This window comes from Tychonema sp. LEGE 06208, assembly GCF_015207505.1.
Taxonomy (GTDB): domain Bacteria; phylum Cyanobacteriota; class Cyanobacteriia; order Cyanobacteriales; family Microcoleaceae; genus Microcoleus.
Genome location: NZ_JADEWT010000023.1, coordinates 1 through 18,120, shown reverse-complemented (window position 1 = coordinate 18,120; position 18,120 = coordinate 1). Strand labels below are relative to the sequence as shown.

The following is an 18,120-nucleotide window of genomic DNA, read 5'->3' as shown; positions in this document are numbered from 1 at the left end:
CTCTTCCTGGTAACGAGCAACTCCGAAAACAAACCTCACCTATTTTTCAAAGGTTTGATTAAGACTTGACAAAAGTCCATTCTAACACTTCGCGCGGAGCTTTTGCCAGCGCTTCTTTAATTTCCTCATTGCTGTCAAACTTGACTTTATCTAAGCGGCACGCTTCGACGTTTACCGTAAACTTATCGTCTTCAAAAGGCCAAGGAGTTACAGTTACGAGTTCGTTGCTGTGCTGTAGAATATCGTAGCGTTTTCCGTCGGGGCCGACACTAATTTCTAAAGCTCGTTCTCCGGCGGGTAACTCGCGGCTGCACAGAATTAATGATAGCCGATCGCACCACTGGAAAAAAGCATAGGCTGATTCTGCCTCTTCTTTAGAAATCTTCAACTCCTCGCGCCATTTTTTTTGGTTGGCGAGTTGTTCGTCCAAAAAATCGTTTAGTTCCTTCGACTCTCCCCGCTTTCCTTCATTCAGATAGCTCATGTGCATGGAAGTCAACATTGCTACCCACCGCCCCCGATATATAGAAGTCTCAGTCAATCCTTTCATTTTAGGCACTGAAGTTTCTGTGTCCAAGGTAAAATCAAAGGGCGCGCCGGCTTGAGTCAAAATATGTTCTTCCCACTCTTTTTCTAAATCGTCGTGGTGGGAAATCGCGGCTATGGTTTCGTAGAGGCGAATCGGAGATTTCGAGCGCTTCCACTGTCCGCCAATTTGGGCGGCGAGCAAAGCGTGGGCGCGGTGATAAATAATTTCCCAACCGGTGGCGGTTAAGTTGGCAATCATTGAATTTTTCTCCTGAATTAAGTTGAGTGAAAAGATTAAAAATTTTCCCGTGCGAGACAGAATTTTGCGAGTTTCCAACTTAGGAATTAAGTTTTTTGCTTCGGCAAAACTCGATCCCGATCGCCAACAATGCAATTAGTTCGATCGTTCGGACTCAGTTTTTCATAAAAGTCTGAGCACCCAAGTCGGAACGATCGAACGTAGAAACGAAGTTAAATCACAAAAGGTTCGATCGCGATATCCTGCCATTTGCCCTCAAATCGTTCCACAACCAAAGGTGTGACTCGGAACTTGGGGGGAGTCCCGTCAAGAACATCAATCCGCAAACACGAATAAGGACGGCGTTTGTGGGAACCTTGACCGCTGCGGCCGACAAATAGCAAAGATTCCGCTACCCGCCGGCCGGCGGTTTTGACACCCGGTTCGCGCCCCAATCGATAAGCTTCAGGACTCGATGGTTCCTCCAACACCGGGCCTTCCGGGCGCTGGCGGCGCAGGCTGTGACCGCTTCCCCCGCAAACAATCCAATTAATCCCAGAGTCGCCGTGTCCGGTATCCCCAGTCTTCAGGTGTTCCAGACAGTGGGCGTGGCCGGTCAGCACCAAATCTACTAGCGGACGACCCCGCGCCACTTCTCCAACTGCATCGCGCACCCCGTCGAGTACCTCGCGCAACCGCAACCGCACGGCCAAAGTTTGAGCTTGATTCCACTTTGTCGCCTCGGTTACGTAGGGGGGATGGTGCAGGTAAATTACCCGCCCCCGCACGTCTGAATCGCGCCAAGAGTCAATCAGTCGCCTTTCGAGCCATTCGAGCTGTTCGACATCGGTGGCTGTTTTGTCGGGCGACAGTTGTTTGTCAATATCCATCAGCATTTCGTCAACTTGCGCTAATTTGGCGCTCAAGTCGTCTAGCTGTTCGGCTTCTTCTGGAATTTCGGGGTTTAGCCGATCGCACATTTCCAGCATTGCTAATTTTTCTTGTTCCAACTGCTGGCGCTCGATTTCCAAATTCCGGCGGCGAATGTCGCCTTGTTTGGTTTTCGGCAGCGGCAAGGGTTCGTTGAATGTATTGGAGTCGAGGGCGAAGAAGTCGATGCCGCCGCTGCGGAAGGTGTAATAGCGGTTGGGTAAGCGGGTAAAGCTTCCGGGTTGGTAGCGGATGCAGCGGCCTGTGCTGGTGCTGGCGGTGTAGTGGGTGTCTAGGTGGCGATCGAGTTCTCCCGGCAATTTGTGAGCCCTCAGGTAGTCGAGAAATGCTTTGGCGTAGGCATTTCCGCGATCGGAACCGTGCCAGCCGACATCGAGATCCAACTTGCTACCCAACAGCTTCCGCAGGGGCAAAGCTGTTGCCGACAGCAGGCCGTAGACTACGGGCAAGTCGTAATAGTCGTGGTTTCCCGGTACTGGCAAAAACGGAAAGTTAAACACCATGCGATCGTAAGCAATCCGAGAAGGATGCTCGCCGCCGACGATAAATTCTCGGTAGGGGCGAATAAAGTTTTGCAAGTAATATTCGCTGGAACCGACGAGATAAACTACATCCCCCGTGTGGAGGAGGAAACGGCAAGTTTCCCGCTGCGAGAGCATTTGCTGGGCAATCTGCCGCTGCGGGTTGTGGCCGCGGTGGTTGCTCGTGCCGCTGTCCCCTGCGACTAAAAATGAAAATTCTGGAGAGTCGCTGGTTTGAGTTTCTAAAACAATCCGAGTTTGGTCGATCGCCCGATCGACTATCGCCTGTTCTTGCCACCGCACCCGCTCGTTCATTTTGCTGATTTTGACTGTTATTCGCGGGTCGGACACGAATTTCACGCCGCCTAGTCTCCCAAATTGCTGAGTTCCTAGTTAATAGTGTAGCGATCGGGCGACTTTTTGCATCTCTCTAAAAGGTGAAAATCGATCGCTGGGCCCGGAAGCTAAAAACTTGGTTTTTGCTCGGCCGCTCGATCGGGGAGTTTTTGGAGGGAAAGTCGATTTTTTTGAGCCTGCAGGGCGCGTCCCTTGCTATCAATCCCTCCCCTCACCATCGACAATCTCACAGAGCCGCACCAGCGCTCTCCGGGCTGGTGAAAACAAATCCGACAATTGTTGTGTAGCAATATTGAATAGAAATAATCTGAGGTGCAAAGCTGTCTTTGTACGACCAACCCTACCAATACTGTTGCACGAGTTTTGATAATTGCTATTAGAAATTTGATTTTTTTTGAGATTTCGCCAATTGGCGGTTATTAACTCACCGATCGAATCTCCTGTTACTCATGATACCGATCGCCATACTTGGTCATTCGCCGCCAAACTTTAATTTTTTAATTCGCCTGTTTCCCCCTTTCCCCTGTCCTCTGTGACTATCCCCCTGGCACTCTCGGACTCTCCCCCTCGGACTCTCTCGGACTCGGACTCTCTCCCGCGAGCTGAAATTTTTGAGCCAAAAGCAATGGCACGATCGCAGCGTGTTTTGATACCATGCAATAAGCGTCCAAGACAATCAGGGAATGCACTGGAGGTGCGTAAATGGAGCTTTTGGGAGAACAAAAACGGTGTTTGGATTGCTTAGTCACGTCGATCGAGCAATTGGGAGGTCGAGCAGACATTCCGAAGCTCGAACAGATAGCTGAGTTAATCATTCAAACCATGAGAGGGCCTTGGCGCTACTTTCACACGTCGGAACATATTTTTGAGGTCGGGGGGTCAGTCGATCCGGTAGAGGTGCTGGCTGCGCTATTTCACGACCTCGTGTACGTGCAAGTCGATCAGGGCGTAAGTTTCAATATTAGCAGCGCCCTTTGTCCTTTTGTCAAAGAAGTGCGATCGCAGTTAATTATTAAAGATGAAACCGAACTGCCCGACGATACCATGTATCAGCTTGTGGCCAGTGTCTTTGGGTTCCTTCCCGGTAAGGCTCTCTCGCCCTTTGGCGGCCAAAACGAATTTTTGAGCGCCGTGATTGCTGCCAAATCTTTAGAGCCTTTTTTGCCAGCTAGTACGATCGCCGAAATCTCCGCCTGCATCGAAGCTACTATTCCTTTTCGTCCGGTTTCGCCCTTGGGTTTCAGCGCGATCGAACTTTTGCACCAGCGGTTGGTAATTGTAAATCGCGATTTTGATTTCGGATGGACTGATGCCGAAACTGTCGAAATTGTCAAGCGTTCTGTGAGGTTAGCAAATCGGGATGTAGAGAATTTTGCCTCTCCAAATTCCTCTAACTTCTTAGACAATACCTGGAACTTAATGCCGGAAACCAACCACGAATTGAGCAATGTCAATTCCTATACTGTTGCCGGATATCGCAGGTCTCTGCAAAAAATGGAAGGATTTTTAAACTTCCTCAAACCCGAACTCGTTTTCCAGCAGTTTATGCAAGAACCGGACGATGAAACCTACGCTTACACGATCGCCCAAACACGAAAAAATATCGCCGCTGCCAAACTTTATCTCGGAATCAAACTAATTACCATCGCCATCTTAGAAGCTCTTTCCTACCGTTTGGGCCGCGACATTCCCCTTTCAACCATGATGGGAGAACTTCGCGCACCCGGATTTAAAACATCGGTTCTAGAGGATTATTTGCCCAGCCGACAAATCGCCTACCCCTTAGAAAGTCAGTTAGAAAAAGAGGTTTTAGATTTGTTAGCAATAGGACGCAATCAAGAATCTCCCTATGATATTAAAAACTCCCCCGTAGCTACCTTTATTATCAAATCTATCGGCTTTGCTGAAACTGAAAACTTCCTGAAGAAAGCTCAAGATTTTTTTGCAGAGCGTATTACGTCGGAAGAGTTTCTGTCTTACTGCGCTCCTGATGTCATCGACACCATTTCTTCGGGAGTTATGAAACTCTTTGACAGCAGGAAGATGGCTTTAGGGAAAGTTAAGCTAGCTCACCAAGCTGTTTCTTAGGGTATAGATCAGACGGCGGCCTCAACCAAATTTTATCAAAGGAAGACGGCGGTTGAAACCGCCCGGTCTTCTCACCGCTGATTTTTTTTAATCCGTTCTTTCAATGATGATAGTCAAGTGAGCGACTAATGCACCGATCGCACCTACTGCTGCAATCACAGGAAACAAAGCCGCACCGATAACTCCGCCGACTACTCCCACCGTCAGAGGGACTTCTACCAAAATCCGTCCTTCTTCATTTTTGATAATGATGCGGCGGATATTGCCTTCGTGAATCAGTTCTTTAACCTTAGCAACCAAATCGTTGCCGTTAATCTTCAACTCTTCGACGGTAACTTTCTGCTGAGCATAAGCAGGTGTTTCTAAAGGAGTCGTTTCAAAGTTAACCTCAGCCACTTTTTGCGCCGAAACTGTTTTAGAGACAGGTGTTGATTCGAGTTCTCTTGTCCCCACCGGTTCTTGTATGCGATCTGTAGGTGTTTCCATTTTTTGCTCTCCTTTTAGGTAAAATTATTTTTGTATATGAAGTATCTAGTAAAGATAACACGCAACTTTTTGTCTGTGAATCATTCTTTTGGTTGATATTGCTGCGGCTGGCTCTATTTTTTCTCTTCATCTTTGAGGGCGATCGCCCAAAATCCGTCTTCCGGTGGCTCGATTCTGCCGAGAGGAAAAAGCAACAAGCAACAAACTCTCCTCCGTTCCCCTTGGCTTGTGCCAATACGCTAACTGTCTGCAGATTGCCGGCCGGCGCGCCCCTACATTAAAACACTTCTAACCCAGACAGCCAAAGGATTGTAGAGATATTCACCCACTCAGAATTAGAGAGTCAGCGGATGTACAGGTTGAAATAGTGACATTGTACTGAAAGTGCGATCGCCCCACCGTTTATATACTTAACACATCTCGTTTGGCAAACCGCACATGGAAACCCTCGCTTACTTTCCTCAAATGTCCTTTCTCTCTAACAAGCGGGCGATACCAAACAAAACCCAGCCCCCAGACATTCATCCCATGAATATCTTAGAGTTTCTCATGAGAATTGCCTAAAATCAAGGGAAAAAAGAAGTAATTATCACCGCCCGATTATCCCAACAAAATCAAATTCCTCAAAGAGAAGTTGAACTTGAGGAAAAGTTAGGTAAAATACAATTAATTGCTTCTGCTTCCCCTTTATTGGCCTTGTCCGATTTGACAGCTACAGAATTTGAATATCAAGTTGGCGGAAGTTGGCCGGCGAATGCTCCTACCTACGTCACCAGAGCGGCAGATCGCGAACTTTACGACGCATTAAAAGCAGGCGAATTTTGCTACGCGCTCACCGGGCGGCAAATGGGAAAATCGAGTTTGCGGGTGCAAACAGCACGCCGCTTGCAAGCCGAAAATACCGCCTGCTCACTTGTTGACATCACGGGAATTGGCACCGCCTAAATAACTCCCCTCCAGTGGTATGCGGGCTTTACAGCTACTCTCGCCCACAGCTTAAAAATAAAAATGAATGTCAGGAATTGGTGGCGCGAGCGAGAACATTTGCCGCCAGTCCTCCGATTAAATGAATTTATCGAACAAGTATTGCTTCCTGCGAGCGATCGTCCGAGCGTCATTTTTATCGACGAAATTGACAGCATTCTCTCCCTCAACTTCTCCCTCAACTTCTCCAGCTAGGAGCTTTAATCGCAGCCGTCAGCAGCGCCAAAAAATTGCCGTAAATAGAAGTTTCTCCAGCGCTAAAAACAGATACGGTTAATATACTGCACCCAACGTTCACTGCAGTCCGAGAACGCAATCATTTTTTTAACGGACACAGGGTTGATTTCAGCCAGGATGGCAAGTTGATTGCGAGTGCGAGTGACAATTTTATGGTGAAAGTTTTTCAGCCGAACGGTAAGTTAATTTTGAGTTTGCCGGGACACAGCAAGTCAATTACTGAGGTGGTTTTCAGTCCAGACAGTCAGTTAATTGCTTCTACAAGTTTTGATAAAACTGTCAGAATTTGGCGCAGATACGGAACTTTGCAGCAAATTTTGAAAGGACGTGAAGATTTAGTTTGGAGTGCGAGTTTTAGTCCTGATTCTCAGCTAATTGCTAGTGCAAGTTCCGATCGCACTGTTAAGATTTGGAGTGCAGGCGGCGTTTTGCTGCAGACTTTAACAGGACATACTAGACCGGTAACATCAGTCAGGTTCAGTCCCGACGGCAATCTTTTGGTTTCCACCAGTCAGGATCGAACTGTGAAACTTTGGAAACGCAGCGGGAAAACAGAGTTTCGAGTTAAGAAAACTCTTTTGGGACCTGGAGTTGAAGTTTGGGGCTGCAATTTTTCTCCCGACGGCGAGATGATTGCTTCGGCGAGTCACGATTGGACTGTGAAACTCTGGAACACCGATGGCAAGTTGCTCCAAACTATAGCCGATTCTACCGCAGGTTGGGGATCTGTTGCTTGGAGCGCCGACAGCAAGTCGATCGCAGGGGGCAGCACGGACGGTAATGTGAGAGTTTGGCGGCGAGATGGTACTTTGCTGCAGATTTTTCAGGGAAATCGAGCGGATGTATGGAGTGTGAGTTTTCGTGGCGATCGCACAACTTTAGCATCTGCCGGCAAAGGTGCGTCGGTGAAGCTTTGGACTCTTGAGCCTGCTAAAGTAGAATCTGTGGAACTTGACAAATTGGTCGCAGTCGGCTGTGGCTGGCTGGAAGACTACCTGCGATACAATCCCGGTGTTGAGAGCGATCGGCATTTGTGCGAAACCAAATGACTGTTGATATTTCTTGGCAATTCTCCGCAACGGGTTTTACTTGAATTGTCACGGCGGGCGATCGGCTCTCGATTTGTCGCTACTCTTGTCTGATTGTCATATAATTTTCAGTAAGGGGTAATAGGCAATTTTCGGGATCGGGTCGCGGATGTCTATCAATCTGAACTACCTTTAACTATATGAAAAATTAAAGGTAGTTATAACTGCTATATTCTGGTTAGTCGAATCTTGGATAGATGAAATTTACTAAATATAGTAATCCTTGCAGGATTTGTAGGACTACTCGTTACCAGTTCGAGCGAAAGTAACGCTTCTGGAGCGAGGAAAAGCCTACCCAATTGCGTCCCGAGGCAATGCAGCGAGTGACATCAGTTCTCTGGCTCTTCCTGGGAAACACTTATTTAAATTGATTTAGAATTGCTACAGTCAGGTTTCAAAGGGGTGTCTGCTGTTAAATTAATCTAACCTGCAATATCGTTTCGGGTGAAATTAGGGCGATTTAAGCAAAAAAAAAATCTTGCTGAATTAACTATATGCGATCGAGCCGAGTAGAGTTGATTGCCCAACTATAAAAAGAGTATAAAATGCAGTGCAAATAGTACGCAATACTCCAGCAGCCAACCACAACTGCCAATTACCAAAGGAGGGAGCAGTGTATGAAACTGACGGGTTGAGTCCCCTTAAATCGCCGCTTGGTTTGCGATCGACTCTACAAGAATTAACTCTGTACGATTTTCTTCTAGAGTCTGACTGTGTGGGTGACGAAGTTTCTCAAATTTTTCAAGCAAACCCTTTACTTCCCGGCATTATCATCACTCAGCAAGGAAAGTTTATAGGGATGATTTCGCGCCGGCGTTTTTTTGAACATATGAGCCGCCCCTACAGTTTGGAGTTATTTTCTCAACAGCCTTTGTTGATACTCTACCGCTTTACTAAAACTGATATGTTGGTTCTCGATCGCGAAACCTCAATTATGACGGCAGTGCGGCAGTCTTTGGAGCGATCGCCACAACTAATCCACGAACCCATTGTAGTGCAGGTAGAGCCGGAAAATTACAAACTTTTAGACGTGCACGAATTGCTGCTTTCTCAGTTGCAAATTCACGAGTTAGCAACCGTAGCGATGCGCGAATCCCAAGCACAATTAAGGCATCAAGCCCAACAGCTCGAACTTGCTCTGCTGGAACTTCAGCGCACTCAAACTCAACTAATTCAAACAGAAAAAATGTCTTCTTTGGGGCAGTTGGTAGCAGGAGTAGCTCACGAAATCAACAATCCGATCGGCTTTATATACAGCAATGTACACCACGCGAAAGAGTATACTGAATGTTTAATACGGATGCTTTATCTCTACCAGCAGCACAGTTCCGAATCCATCCCAGCCATTGAAGCGGAATCAGCAAAAATCGAACTCGATTATTTGCTGGAAGATTTGCCGAAAGTATTAAATTCCATGCAGCAAGGTGCAGAAAGAGTGCGCGATATCGTTTTGTCGCTGCGGAATTTTTGCCGGTTAGACGAGGCCGAAATGAAGCTGGTCAACATTCACGACGGTATCAACAACACGATTATGCTTTTGCAAAGCCAGCTTAAAGGCAAACCGGGCCAGGAGGCGATCGCCATTCATAAAGAATACAGCGATTTGCCGCTGGTGCAGTGCTATCCCGGACAGCTAAATCAGGTATTTATGAATATTTTAGTTAATGCTATTTACGCTATAGTTGAGTGTAACAAACACGAAAATTTTGAAAAAAAAAGCCATCACTCTTCGCAAGTATGCGAGCCAAGTCATTACAAAACAAACACTACATCCTCAATTAATAACTCTACTTACCTAACTCCTACTATTCGGATATGCACGGAATTAACCGAGGAAAAAAAGGTAATAATTAGAATTTTTGACAACGGCCCGGGAATGACAGAAGCTGTTCGGAAGCGGTTGTTTGACCCTTTCTTTACTACGAAGCCGGTCGGTAAAGGAACTGGTTTGGGACTATCGATTAGCTATGAAGTTGTTGTCAACCAACACGGCGGCGAATTGAAGTGCGTTTCGGAACCGGGAAAAGGAACCGAATTTGCGATCGAGATTCCGCTTCTACAGTCTTCGCCAGCACAGATTTTGCCTCGCTTTGCTTGATACAGAAGAAGTCATTAGTCATTAGTCATTAGTTGTTAGTTGTTAGTCATTAGTCATTAGTCATTAGTCATTAGTTGTTAGTTGTTAGTTGTTAGTTGTTAGTTGTTAGTTGGGTGCCCGCCCTCTTAGTTGTTAATTGTTAATTGTTATTTGTTAGTTGTTAGTTGGTAGGGGCGGTGGATGGTGCGTGGCCGCCCTCATTTGTTAGTTGTTAATTGTTAGTTGTTAGTTGTTAGTCATTAGTTATTAGTCATTGGTGCTGTTCCCCCGAGCTTTCTGTCCAACGTCATCAGTCCGATGTCCGTCGGAAGAAGCAATAAAAGTTAGGGATTCGGCAGTTTAAACCGCTTCTTGTCAAACTTTCGTTTCTCTTGCTTGAGACTAAAAAATCAAGCCCGCCGCCTACTGCGAATTTTTGCAAACCCACTTCCACAAAATATGACTCGGCCCCTGTTGGCGGATGCGGCGCACTTGTTTTTCTAAACCCTGTTTTTCCTGCAGGGGCAATCCTCGCAACGCATTGCGAGTTTGCCAAGTTATCACTGCTAAAGTCATTCCTAAGCACAAACCGAGGCCGAGAGTCGGCCAGCGGTGAAAGTATAAACCGTAGTACACCGCAGCCCAAGTGAAGTGTTCTAACCACAAACCGATTTCGCGACGCAAACTCCAAATGCTGAAAGAACCGACGCTAATCCATAGCAATATCACAGTTAACCAGCGGCCGTAAACTGTTAGTTTGTGAAGCCTTTGGACTTCTCTTTGAAAATTTGTATCGCTTTCATTAGTCATTAGTTATTAGTTATTAGTCAACAGTCAACAGTCAACAGTCAACAGTTAACAGTTAACTAAACTTCTTCTGATGGGTTGATTCCTTCTGCGGGGAGGGGGATGGAGTTGCCCGTGCGAGTGCGCCACCAAGCTAGCAGCGTGCTGGCAATGAAAATACTCGAATACGCACCCGCAATAAAACCGACAATCAAAGCTAAAGCAAAGTATTTGAGGGTTTCGCCCCCAAACAAAAATATTGAAAACAATGTCAGCAGGGTTGTCAGGGTGGTGTTGATTGACCTTCCCAGGGTTTGCATGACCGCATCATCGACAATTTGATCGATCGACAGTCCGGGATTTAGCTTAATTACTTCCCGCACGCGATCGTAAATTACTACTGTATCGTTAACAGAAAAACCGATAATTGTCAAGACAGCGACCACAAATAAACTGTCAACTTCCACTCCCAGAACTAAACCCAATATTGAGAAAATGCCGACAGTAATAAATACGTCGTGAAAGAGAGCAACGAAAGCAAAAAAGGCATAATCTAACTGAAATCGGAACGTTAGATAAACAGTAATGCCAGCAAAGGAAAGGAATATAGCCAGCAAACCAGAACTAAACAACTGTTTGCCGAGGGTGGGCCCAACCGTATCAATTTGAATAGATTGAGGAGCAAAAGCGCCGATTTTCTCGCTCAAAGCTGCTTGCAACTTAGTCCGCTGTTCGACATTCAAAGTTTTCGTGCGCAGCGACAAACCGCGCTGTTCTTTGCCGATAACTTGAATGCTGCTACCAGCTAAACCTTGGGTATCGAGGACTTGGCGGACAGCAGCGAGATCGATGGGTTTACAATTTTCCGGTTTCGTGCAGTCGAGTTCAAATTGCAGGCGAGTGCCGCCGATAAAGTCCAAACTGGGGCGCAGGGGTGCGCGGATGTCGGGACGAGTCCAAGAAATCGCCATCGATACTATACCTGCAAGGATGATCGCGGCGGAAATACTCCACCAGAGCGATCGCTGTTTGATAACACTGAATTGCATAATTTGAAGTCAGAAGGAAGAGGGAAGAAGGAAGTTCGGCAACGAGCAATGTAACGGATGTAACGGATGTAAGTCCGATGTCCGTCGGAAGAAGGAGGAAGGAAGAAAGAAGTTCGGCAACGAGCAATGTACGGGATGTAACGGATGTAACGGATGTAAGTCCGATGTCCGTCGGAAGAAGGAAGAAGGAAGAAGTCAACTGTCAACTGTCAACTGCTTTCCTGCTTTCCTGTCAACTGCTTTCCTGCTTTCCTGCCAACAGTTAACAGTTAACTATTAGCAGCTTTTTGCAAATTGGGACAAAACCACTCGGGTTTGCGCAATCCCGGAAAGCCCAACACTACCAACATTAGAGTGCGGCTGCAAGTAATAGCAGTAAACATACTCACTACCACGCCCAAGGCCAGCGTTACAGCAAACCCTTTGACTAAACCAGCGCCCAACCAGAACAAAGCAGCACAAGCAATCAGCGTAGTTACGTTACCGTCTAAAATGCTGGAAAAAGCGCGGTAAAAACCGGATTCGACCGATCGATAAAGCGTCTTCCCCGCCCGCAACTCTTCGCGGGTGCGCTCAAAAATCAGCACGTTAGCATCTACCGCCATCCCGATGCTGAGTACAAAACCAGCAATTCCAGGCAGGGTTAATGTCACCCCCAACAGCACAAAAGCGGCCCAAGTTAACAAAGCATAAATTAACAGAGCAATATTGGCAATTACGCCTGGTAGTCGATAGTAGGCAACCATGAACATCAAGACTAAAATTAAGCCGCCGATACCCGCATTAATACTGCTTTGAATGCTATCTCGTCCCAAGCTGGCACCGATGGTGCGGTTTTCGACAATTTCCACCGGCACAGGTAAAGCACCGCCCCGCAATTGCACTCCTAAATCATTCGCTTCTTGCGCTGTAAACCGACCTTGAATTACGGCATTGCCGCCAGTAATTCCTGTTTGGGCAAATTCAACACCTACGACAGGAGAACTGATCATTCTTTCGTCTAGAAAAATGCCGAGAGTCCGTCCGGTTCCTGCTAAATTTTTAGTGAGTTCCCCAAATAATTCGCCTCCTTTAGTATCGAAACGGAGAGCGACATTCCACTCGTTACCAGTGGGTTGAGCTTGAGCATCTTTGAGGTTTTCGCCGCCGAGTCCGCTACTTTTGTAGAGTTTGGCGATCGCCTCATTGCTTCTTTTCAAAGCAGCCTGATTTTCTTTAATTGCCGCCTCATTTTTGCTGTTTCTCAATTCTTTTTGCTTTGCCAGCAATTCTTGCTGCAACTGCCTTTCAATGCCTAATTGCGCTTCTGTTCCCGGCAGTTGTTCCCGAAAGTCTAGCTTGGCGGTGCCACCCAAAACTCGTTCTGCTTGCTGCGGGTCATTTACTCCGGGTAACTGTACGAGAATTTGGTCTTCTCCTACTGTTTGCACTAATGCTTCGGAAACGCCCAAACCGTTGACGCGGTTTTCGACAATCCGTCGCACTGCTTCTAACATTCCCGGGTCAATTTTGGGAATTGTGGGGGTAGTTTTTACCTGAATTGTGAGTTGCGACCCTCCTTGCAAGTCTAATCCCAGCCGCGTCGGAATTGTTACTATTACAGTAATGGCTGCCACGATCAAAACAAAAATTAGGGCTAATACTGAACGTTGTTTTTGCATATTTAATTATTGGTTATTGGTTATTGGTTATTGGTTATTGGTTATTGGTTATTGGTTATTGGTTCGTCCCGAGTTTTTTTCGGTTTTCAAATAACAAATAACCAACAACAAATTACAAATTACCAATAACTATTTATACTCGCAAAGCTACCATTTTTTGGACGGCTTCGACAATTTGGTTTGGCTGGACAATTGTCAGTCTTTCCAAATTACCGTTGTAAGGTGTGGGAATATCTTGCGAAGACAGGCGCAAAACTGGTGCGTCGAGTTCGTCAAAAAATCGATCGCTAATCGAAGCAATTAGTTCGGCACCGATGCCTCCGGTTTTCATACATTCTTCCACAATAATTACTTTGTGGGTTTTGCGAATGGATTCGCCAATTGTCTCCATATCCAGGGGTTTGAGAGAAATTAGGTCGATTACTTCGGGATCGTAACCTTCTTTTAGCAGTGCGGGCAGGGCTTGCAGGACGTGGTGCCGCATTCTGGAATATGTCAAGATGGTGACATCTTTGCCCGATCGCACAATTTCCGCTTTGTCTAACGGCACTAAATATTCTGTTTCTGGCAAATTTTCCTTGAGGTTGTACAGCAGGACGTGCTCGAAGAACAGAACGGGGTTATCGTCGCGGATGGCTGATTTTAAGAGTCCTTTGGCGTTGTAGGGAGTCGAACAGGCGACTATTTTCAAACCCGGTACTGCTTGGAAATATGCTTCTAGACGCTGGGAGTGTTCCGCGCCGAGTTGCCGGCCCACGCCGCCGGGGCCCCGAATCACCATCGGCATTTTGAAGTTGCCGCCGGAGGTGTAGCGCAGCATTCCGGCGTTGTTGGATATTTGGTTGAACGCCAGCAGCAAAAAGCCCATGTTCATGCCTTCGATGACCGGCCGCAATCCGGTCATTGCCGCGCCTACTGCCATGCCTGTAAAGCTATTTTCGGCGATCGGGGTGTCGAGCACTCGGAGTTCGCCGTATTTCTCGTAGAGGTCTTTGGTGACTTTATAGGAACCACCGTATTGGCCTACGTCTTCGCCGAGTACGAATACGGAGGAGTCGCGGGCCATTTCTTCGTCTAACGCCTCGCGGAGGGCGTTGAACAATAAGGTTTCTGCCATAGGAGGTGAAGCAATGATTGCAGGAGGTCAGATTAGAATCTTAACCTTTTGGGGTGCGGATGAGGATGCGATCGTACATTTGACAGTTAAGACTGGAGATTTTGCCAACATATATCATAACATTTGTATTATGTCAATCAATATTTAAGTTAAAATACTACTAACTTGCCTGCCCATAGCAGAAAAATACCATGCTCCAGACAAAAACTGAACTAACTGTGGAAGAGTTTTTCGCTCTCCCCGAAGGAGAAGGCGATATTACCTACGAACTTATTGACAATCAAGCAGTACCGAAGATGTCACCCAAAAAATTTCATTCTCGCCTCACCAGAAGCCTCATCAAAATTCTCGAACAGTGGGGTGAAGAACGGGGAGAAATTGGTGTAGAATGGGCGGTAAAATTAACCAGGCTGGGGCGAGACTGGGTTCCAGTCCCAGACCTTTTATATGTTTCTTACGAACGCTTATCTCCTGACTGGAATCAAGATGAAGCCTGTCCTGTTGTCCCAGAATTAGTCATAGAAATTATTTCACCCGAACAAACTTTCGGTCAGTTAGCAGCTAAAGCGAGAAATTATTTAGATGCTAAGGTGTTGCGGGTTTGGGTAGTAGATAGTAAGGCTAGAAGTATTACAGTTTTTTATCCCGATGCAGCACCGCAGACTTATCTGGGAGATACACTGTTAAAAGATCCACTTTTTGAGGGATTAGAATTTACTGCGGAACAGCTATTTCAGATGGCAAAAATACCACCAAAATTGTCTTAGAATCCAATAAGATAAGACGGCGGTTGAAACCGCGTCTATAAAAACGAATTCCGCCTCCGCGGAATGAAGAAAGTAACGCATTTTTACTAGGTACTCTTCAACCCGCGTCGGCGCGTGAGTGTTTGTGTAGAAGCGGTTTCAATCGCCCAGTTTTCTGGCAAACGGTGTCGCAATTTTAACCCCAGCAAAATCCAGTCTTCCAAAGTCGATCGTAACTCATTTTGACACTCCTTTAAAGTTGAACCAAAGGCGATGACTCCTTTACAAACAGTAATTTTACCGACAAAACTATTATCTTCAAGTTTGTCATAGCTCGCCTCGTCCATTGCTTTGTCAACGTATTCGCTCAGAATGAATTTTACAGTCATTGAGTTTCCTTTCGCTTGGCGAATATTTGGTTATTGGGTATTTAGATGACCTCCGCAGTTACATTTATTATATTATTTTTCTGATCTAATAGCTGTCTTCAACAATTTGCCAATTCCTACCTAAAAATCTACCATTTTTTATCACAAGTAGGGGATTTTGTCAAGCTCCTGGATTTAGATTTCAGCAAAATGTTTTTGCAACAAATCGTGAATAAATCGATAGCGCCGATCGCCCGTTTTTTGCAGCAACAGCCGATCGCCCGCAGCATCCAAAAAACGCTGGTAATCCCAAGGAATATGACCGCTAGACCACAGTACAAGGTGCAAAATAAAACTTTCAATCCCCGGAATTCCCGGTAAGAAAGCACTAATTACCGCCACAACAGCACCCGCAATTAATCCCCAAATAGACCCGGAGACTAGGGTGAAAATTAATCCCAAAATCACCCAAATCAGCCCGCCAAGCAACTTAACTCCAAACTGATACTTGCGCCGTTCCTCGCCTGTTTGCAGCCAGCTAGACGGTATGCGATCGAGGTAAAATTCTTGAAGTCCTTGCTGTTCCATCCTTCTGGCCAACCATCCCAGCCAGTGGCGAATTTGTTCGGGCCGCAATTCCTTGTTTCTCGGATACTGCTTGACTTCGCGGCTAATTTGGTGGCGAATATAGGCAGTTAACAGATATTTGCGCTGTTCTTCTGCTGAACTTATGCGCTTCCAAGCTTCGATTAAAATATCGTCATAAGCCAGAGCCATCATGCTCAATAATAAGGGAACTTTTGCCAGTTTCAACAATTCTGGTTCCTTCTCGATGCTGTACCAAAGTTCGCGGCTTCTGGCTGCTTGCAGATAATTTTTAATTTGAATTTCTGTCAGAGGTTTTAGCAAAACTGCTGCTTGGAGTTTGAATCTAGTTTGGCAGTTTTTGTATACTTCAAAACTGCTGCAAGCTACTAAATGTTTTGGTTTAATTTCGCTTTCAAGAAACTGATTGATTGCTTGAATGCACAAGTTTTGGCGCTGGCTTTCTACTTCGTCCAAGCCGTCGAGGAGAGGCAACAATTTTTGTTCGGCGATCCATTTTTTGCCCGTAGCGGGAGAGATGCCGTATTTGTACTGAAGTTGAGCAATTAACCAATCGGCGATCGCCCCGGATTCGGCTTTCCACGATCCGAGTTCAAACAACACTGGTAGAGGCAAACTAGCATCTTTTTGGGCGCGGGAAACTAACACCAGAGCCAATTCTAGCAGGGTCGTGGTTTTGCCGGAACCCGTCGCTCCCAAAATGACCAATTTGCCACCGCTGCGATCGAACACTTTAGAAATGCTAGCTTTGGGAGGAAGGCGAAAACTCGGACGGTTGCCGGCTTTGACTTCCACATCCCAACAGCGGCTAGCACCCAGAGGCTGCGAATCTGGGCTGAAGTTAGCCAGCACAGCAGCGTGCAAAGACTGCGCGATCGCGGCGACAACTTCCTGCTTCACCTCCTCCAACAATCGATCGCGGGGCGGTTGTAATCTCAGAGGAATCAATCTTGACATTTTATACACCTCGTGCTGAACACTTACCTTGCCAGATTTGCGCGCAAATGACAAGCAAGATTACCATCAGTAAAGGCATCCAGTATATATTGACGGAAATTATTGCGACAATTATCCATCTGAAATGGTAGATAAAAATCCTGACTCAGCGGCTCGCACTAAGTATTTCCACTATAAATAAACTGGCGATCGCCCCAACTCCGAAACAAAAATTATTAGTATAAATACAGAGAGGTCAATTATGTCATTTACCAACAGTCAAATCATCACAGTCAGCTTAGCAGGACTTGCAACAGCGGTGGGAGTCGCTGCTGCAACTATACAGTCTGGCGCGATGAAACAATCCCCTCATCCCGTTGCAGAATCGCCAGCAGCAACCAGAAACCCCATTGCAGCGCTGCCGGCAAACAACCCCCAATCTCTGCAACCAGAACCCCTGCAAGCCGAAACCCAGGCTGCGGCATCTCCCCCATCTCCATCTCAACCAGCCCAAAGCCCCGCACTTGAACCACCGCAAATCGTCGCAGTTTCTCCGCAAAAAGTTGAGCCAGTAGTTGTCACACCTCCCAATTCCGGGTGTAAAATTACTCAGGCTGTAGTCAGCGATCCGAATCCACCGCTAAATGTGCGATCGCACCCGCAAGTCAACGGCAGCAAAATAGTAGGAAAACTCAAAAATAATACCTTTGTTTCAGTCGCCGAAGAACAAAACGGTTGGCTGCGAATTACCGAACCACCCGGTTGGATTGCCAAAAATCGCACCGAAAGCAGTTGTGTGAATGTGAACCAGCAAATTAATTTTCTGCCTGGGGGAAATGAAGCCATTGTTAAAGGTCGAATTATCGGCGGTGGCAGTCACTCTTACCAGATTCGCGCCGCCAAGAATCAAACAATGACTGTTAAGAATCGGAGAGGTGTTTTTCCACTAATTCTGACTTCTAATGGCAAAGCTTTGACGGGAGATAATTATACAGGCAATGAAACAGAGTGGACTGGAAAAATCCCTGTTACTGCCAATTACACATTTCAACTCGACTCAAATTTCCGGGGATATGAATACGAATTTTATGTGCGAGTGCGTTGACATACTCACCGCCCTTTCATGTGGGGTGGTTAGTGAGCGTAGTCGAACTATGATTCTTGACGCTTCTTTGGGGTCTGCTATAGCAATCCTCGCATCATTTGTGAATTTCTTACTCCCTCCCCGCGAGTTCGGGGAGGGTTGGGGTGGGGTGCACTCTATTTTTGCAAGAGTTCTAATGTAGGTTAACGCGG

At 46.5% G+C, this 18,120-nt stretch carries 19 protein-coding genes; 10 read left to right on the top strand and 9 right to left on the bottom strand.

All coding sequences use genetic code 11. The features are described 5' to 3' along the window. Nucleotides 1-58: 58 nt before the first annotated feature. Together IQ263_RS08605 and IQ263_RS08600 are read right to left on the bottom strand one after the other, a co-directional pair. Nucleotides 59-787: a DUF3891 family protein gene (locus IQ263_RS08605; protein WP_194067064.1), complete on the bottom strand. Its 729-nt coding sequence runs from the start codon at nucleotides 785-787 to the stop codon at nucleotides 59-61. Between the two features lie 212 nt (nucleotides 788-999). Beyond that, nucleotides 1,000-2,553: a metallophosphoesterase family protein gene (locus IQ263_RS08600; RefSeq protein WP_228049897.1), complete on the bottom strand. Its 1,554-nt coding sequence runs from the start codon at nucleotides 2,551-2,553 to the stop codon at nucleotides 1,000-1,002. 122 nt (nucleotides 2,554-2,675) lie between these two features. Here IQ263_RS08600 and IQ263_RS08595 point away from each other — a divergent pair, with 122 nt between their 5' ends. After that, entirely contained in the window at nucleotides 2,676-2,882 is a 207-nt protein-coding gene (locus IQ263_RS08595; RefSeq protein WP_194067062.1) for a hypothetical protein, read from the top strand. Nucleotides 2,883-3,297: 415 nt separating this feature from the next. Beyond that, nucleotides 3,298-4,683 (top strand): hypothetical protein, encoded by a 1,386-nt coding sequence (locus IQ263_RS08590; RefSeq protein ID WP_194067061.1) that lies wholly within the window; start codon nucleotides 3,298-3,300, stop codon nucleotides 4,681-4,683. An 87-nt stretch (nucleotides 4,684-4,770) separates the two neighbouring features. On the opposite strand, the gene IQ263_RS08585 is transcribed toward IQ263_RS08590, so the two are convergent. Next, a complete protein-coding gene (locus IQ263_RS08585) occupies nucleotides 4,771-5,169 on the bottom strand; it encodes a DUF4342 domain-containing protein (RefSeq protein WP_194067060.1) in 399 nt (132 codons plus the stop codon). 696 nt (nucleotides 5,170-5,865) lie between these two features. Between IQ263_RS08585 and IQ263_RS08580 the strand changes: the two genes are divergently transcribed. From IQ263_RS08580 to IQ263_RS08565, 4 genes are all read left to right on the top strand, one after another. Beyond that, nucleotides 5,866-6,114, top strand: coding sequence for a hypothetical protein (locus IQ263_RS08580; RefSeq protein ID WP_194067059.1), 249 nt, complete (start codon nucleotides 5,866-5,868; stop codon nucleotides 6,112-6,114). Nucleotides 6,115-6,177: 63 nt separating this feature from the next. Next, the gene (locus IQ263_RS08575) at nucleotides 6,178-6,348 is read left to right on the top strand and encodes a hypothetical protein (protein ID WP_194067058.1); all 171 of its coding nucleotides are present in this window, start codon (nucleotides 6,178-6,180) and stop codon (nucleotides 6,346-6,348) included. A gap of 44 nt (nucleotides 6,349-6,392) precedes the next feature. Next, nucleotides 6,393-7,439 carry a WD40 repeat domain-containing protein gene (locus tag IQ263_RS08570; protein ID WP_339384816.1) on the top strand — a complete coding sequence of 349 codons (1,047 nt, stop codon included), beginning with the start codon at nucleotides 6,393-6,395 and terminating at the stop codon, nucleotides 7,437-7,439. A 589-nt stretch (nucleotides 7,440-8,028) separates the two neighbouring features. Then, on the top strand, nucleotides 8,029-9,576 hold the full coding sequence (locus IQ263_RS08565; RefSeq protein ID WP_333194360.1) for a sensor histidine kinase: 1,548 nt from the start codon (nucleotides 8,029-8,031) through the stop codon (nucleotides 9,574-9,576). Between the two features lie 402 nt (nucleotides 9,577-9,978). On the opposite strand, the gene IQ263_RS08560 is transcribed toward IQ263_RS08565, so the two are convergent. Together IQ263_RS08560 and secF are read right to left on the bottom strand one after the other, a co-directional pair. Then, nucleotides 9,979-10,365: a hypothetical protein gene (locus tag IQ263_RS08560; protein ID WP_194067056.1), complete on the bottom strand. Its 387-nt coding sequence runs from the start codon at nucleotides 10,363-10,365 to the stop codon at nucleotides 9,979-9,981. 56 nt (nucleotides 10,366-10,421) lie between these two features. After that, nucleotides 10,422-11,390, bottom strand: coding sequence for a protein translocase subunit SecF (secF, locus tag IQ263_RS08555; RefSeq protein WP_194067055.1), 969 nt, complete (start codon nucleotides 11,388-11,390; stop codon nucleotides 10,422-10,424). Between the two features lie 77 nt (nucleotides 11,391-11,467). Between secF and IQ263_RS08550 the strand changes: the two genes are divergently transcribed. After that, the gene (locus IQ263_RS08550) at nucleotides 11,468-11,656 is read left to right on the top strand and encodes a hypothetical protein (RefSeq protein ID WP_194067054.1); all 189 of its coding nucleotides are present in this window, start codon (nucleotides 11,468-11,470) and stop codon (nucleotides 11,654-11,656) included. Nucleotides 11,657-11,659: 3 nt separating this feature from the next. On the opposite strand, the gene secD is transcribed toward IQ263_RS08550, so the two are convergent. After that, nucleotides 11,660-13,051, bottom strand: a complete 1,392-nt coding sequence (gene secD / locus IQ263_RS08545) for a protein translocase subunit SecD (RefSeq protein WP_194067053.1) — start codon at nucleotides 13,049-13,051, stop codon at nucleotides 11,660-11,662. A 133-nt stretch (nucleotides 13,052-13,184) separates the two neighbouring features. Continuing rightward, on the bottom strand, nucleotides 13,185-14,168 hold the full coding sequence (locus tag IQ263_RS08540) for an alpha-ketoacid dehydrogenase subunit beta (protein ID WP_194010298.1): 984 nt from the start codon (nucleotides 14,166-14,168) through the stop codon (nucleotides 13,185-13,187). Between the two features lie 13 nt (nucleotides 14,169-14,181). Between IQ263_RS08540 and IQ263_RS29250 the strand changes: the two genes are divergently transcribed. Together IQ263_RS29250 and IQ263_RS08535 are read left to right on the top strand one after the other, a co-directional pair. Beyond that, on the top strand, nucleotides 14,182-14,316 hold the full coding sequence (locus tag IQ263_RS29250; RefSeq protein WP_255515840.1) for a hypothetical protein: 135 nt from the start codon (nucleotides 14,182-14,184) through the stop codon (nucleotides 14,314-14,316). A gap of 43 nt (nucleotides 14,317-14,359) precedes the next feature. Further along, entirely contained in the window at nucleotides 14,360-14,935 is a 576-nt protein-coding gene (locus IQ263_RS08535; protein WP_194067052.1) for a Uma2 family endonuclease, read from the top strand. A gap of 86 nt (nucleotides 14,936-15,021) precedes the next feature. Here the strand turns inward: IQ263_RS08535 and IQ263_RS08530 are convergent, their stop codons facing one another. Beyond that, nucleotides 15,022-15,303, bottom strand: a complete 282-nt coding sequence (locus IQ263_RS08530) for a type II toxin-antitoxin system HicB family antitoxin (RefSeq protein WP_228049896.1) — start codon at nucleotides 15,301-15,303, stop codon at nucleotides 15,022-15,024. A 174-nt stretch (nucleotides 15,304-15,477) separates the two neighbouring features. Beyond that, on the bottom strand, nucleotides 15,478-16,845 hold the full coding sequence (locus tag IQ263_RS08525) for an NACHT domain-containing protein (RefSeq protein WP_194067051.1): 1,368 nt from the start codon (nucleotides 16,843-16,845) through the stop codon (nucleotides 15,478-15,480). A 241-nt stretch (nucleotides 16,846-17,086) separates the two neighbouring features. On the opposite strand from IQ263_RS08525, the gene IQ263_RS08520 reads away from it, so the two are divergent. Then, on the top strand, nucleotides 17,087-17,929 hold the full coding sequence (locus IQ263_RS08520; RefSeq protein ID WP_194067050.1) for an SH3 domain-containing protein: 843 nt from the start codon (nucleotides 17,087-17,089) through the stop codon (nucleotides 17,927-17,929). The last annotated feature ends 191 nt before the right edge of the window (nucleotides 17,930-18,120 follow it).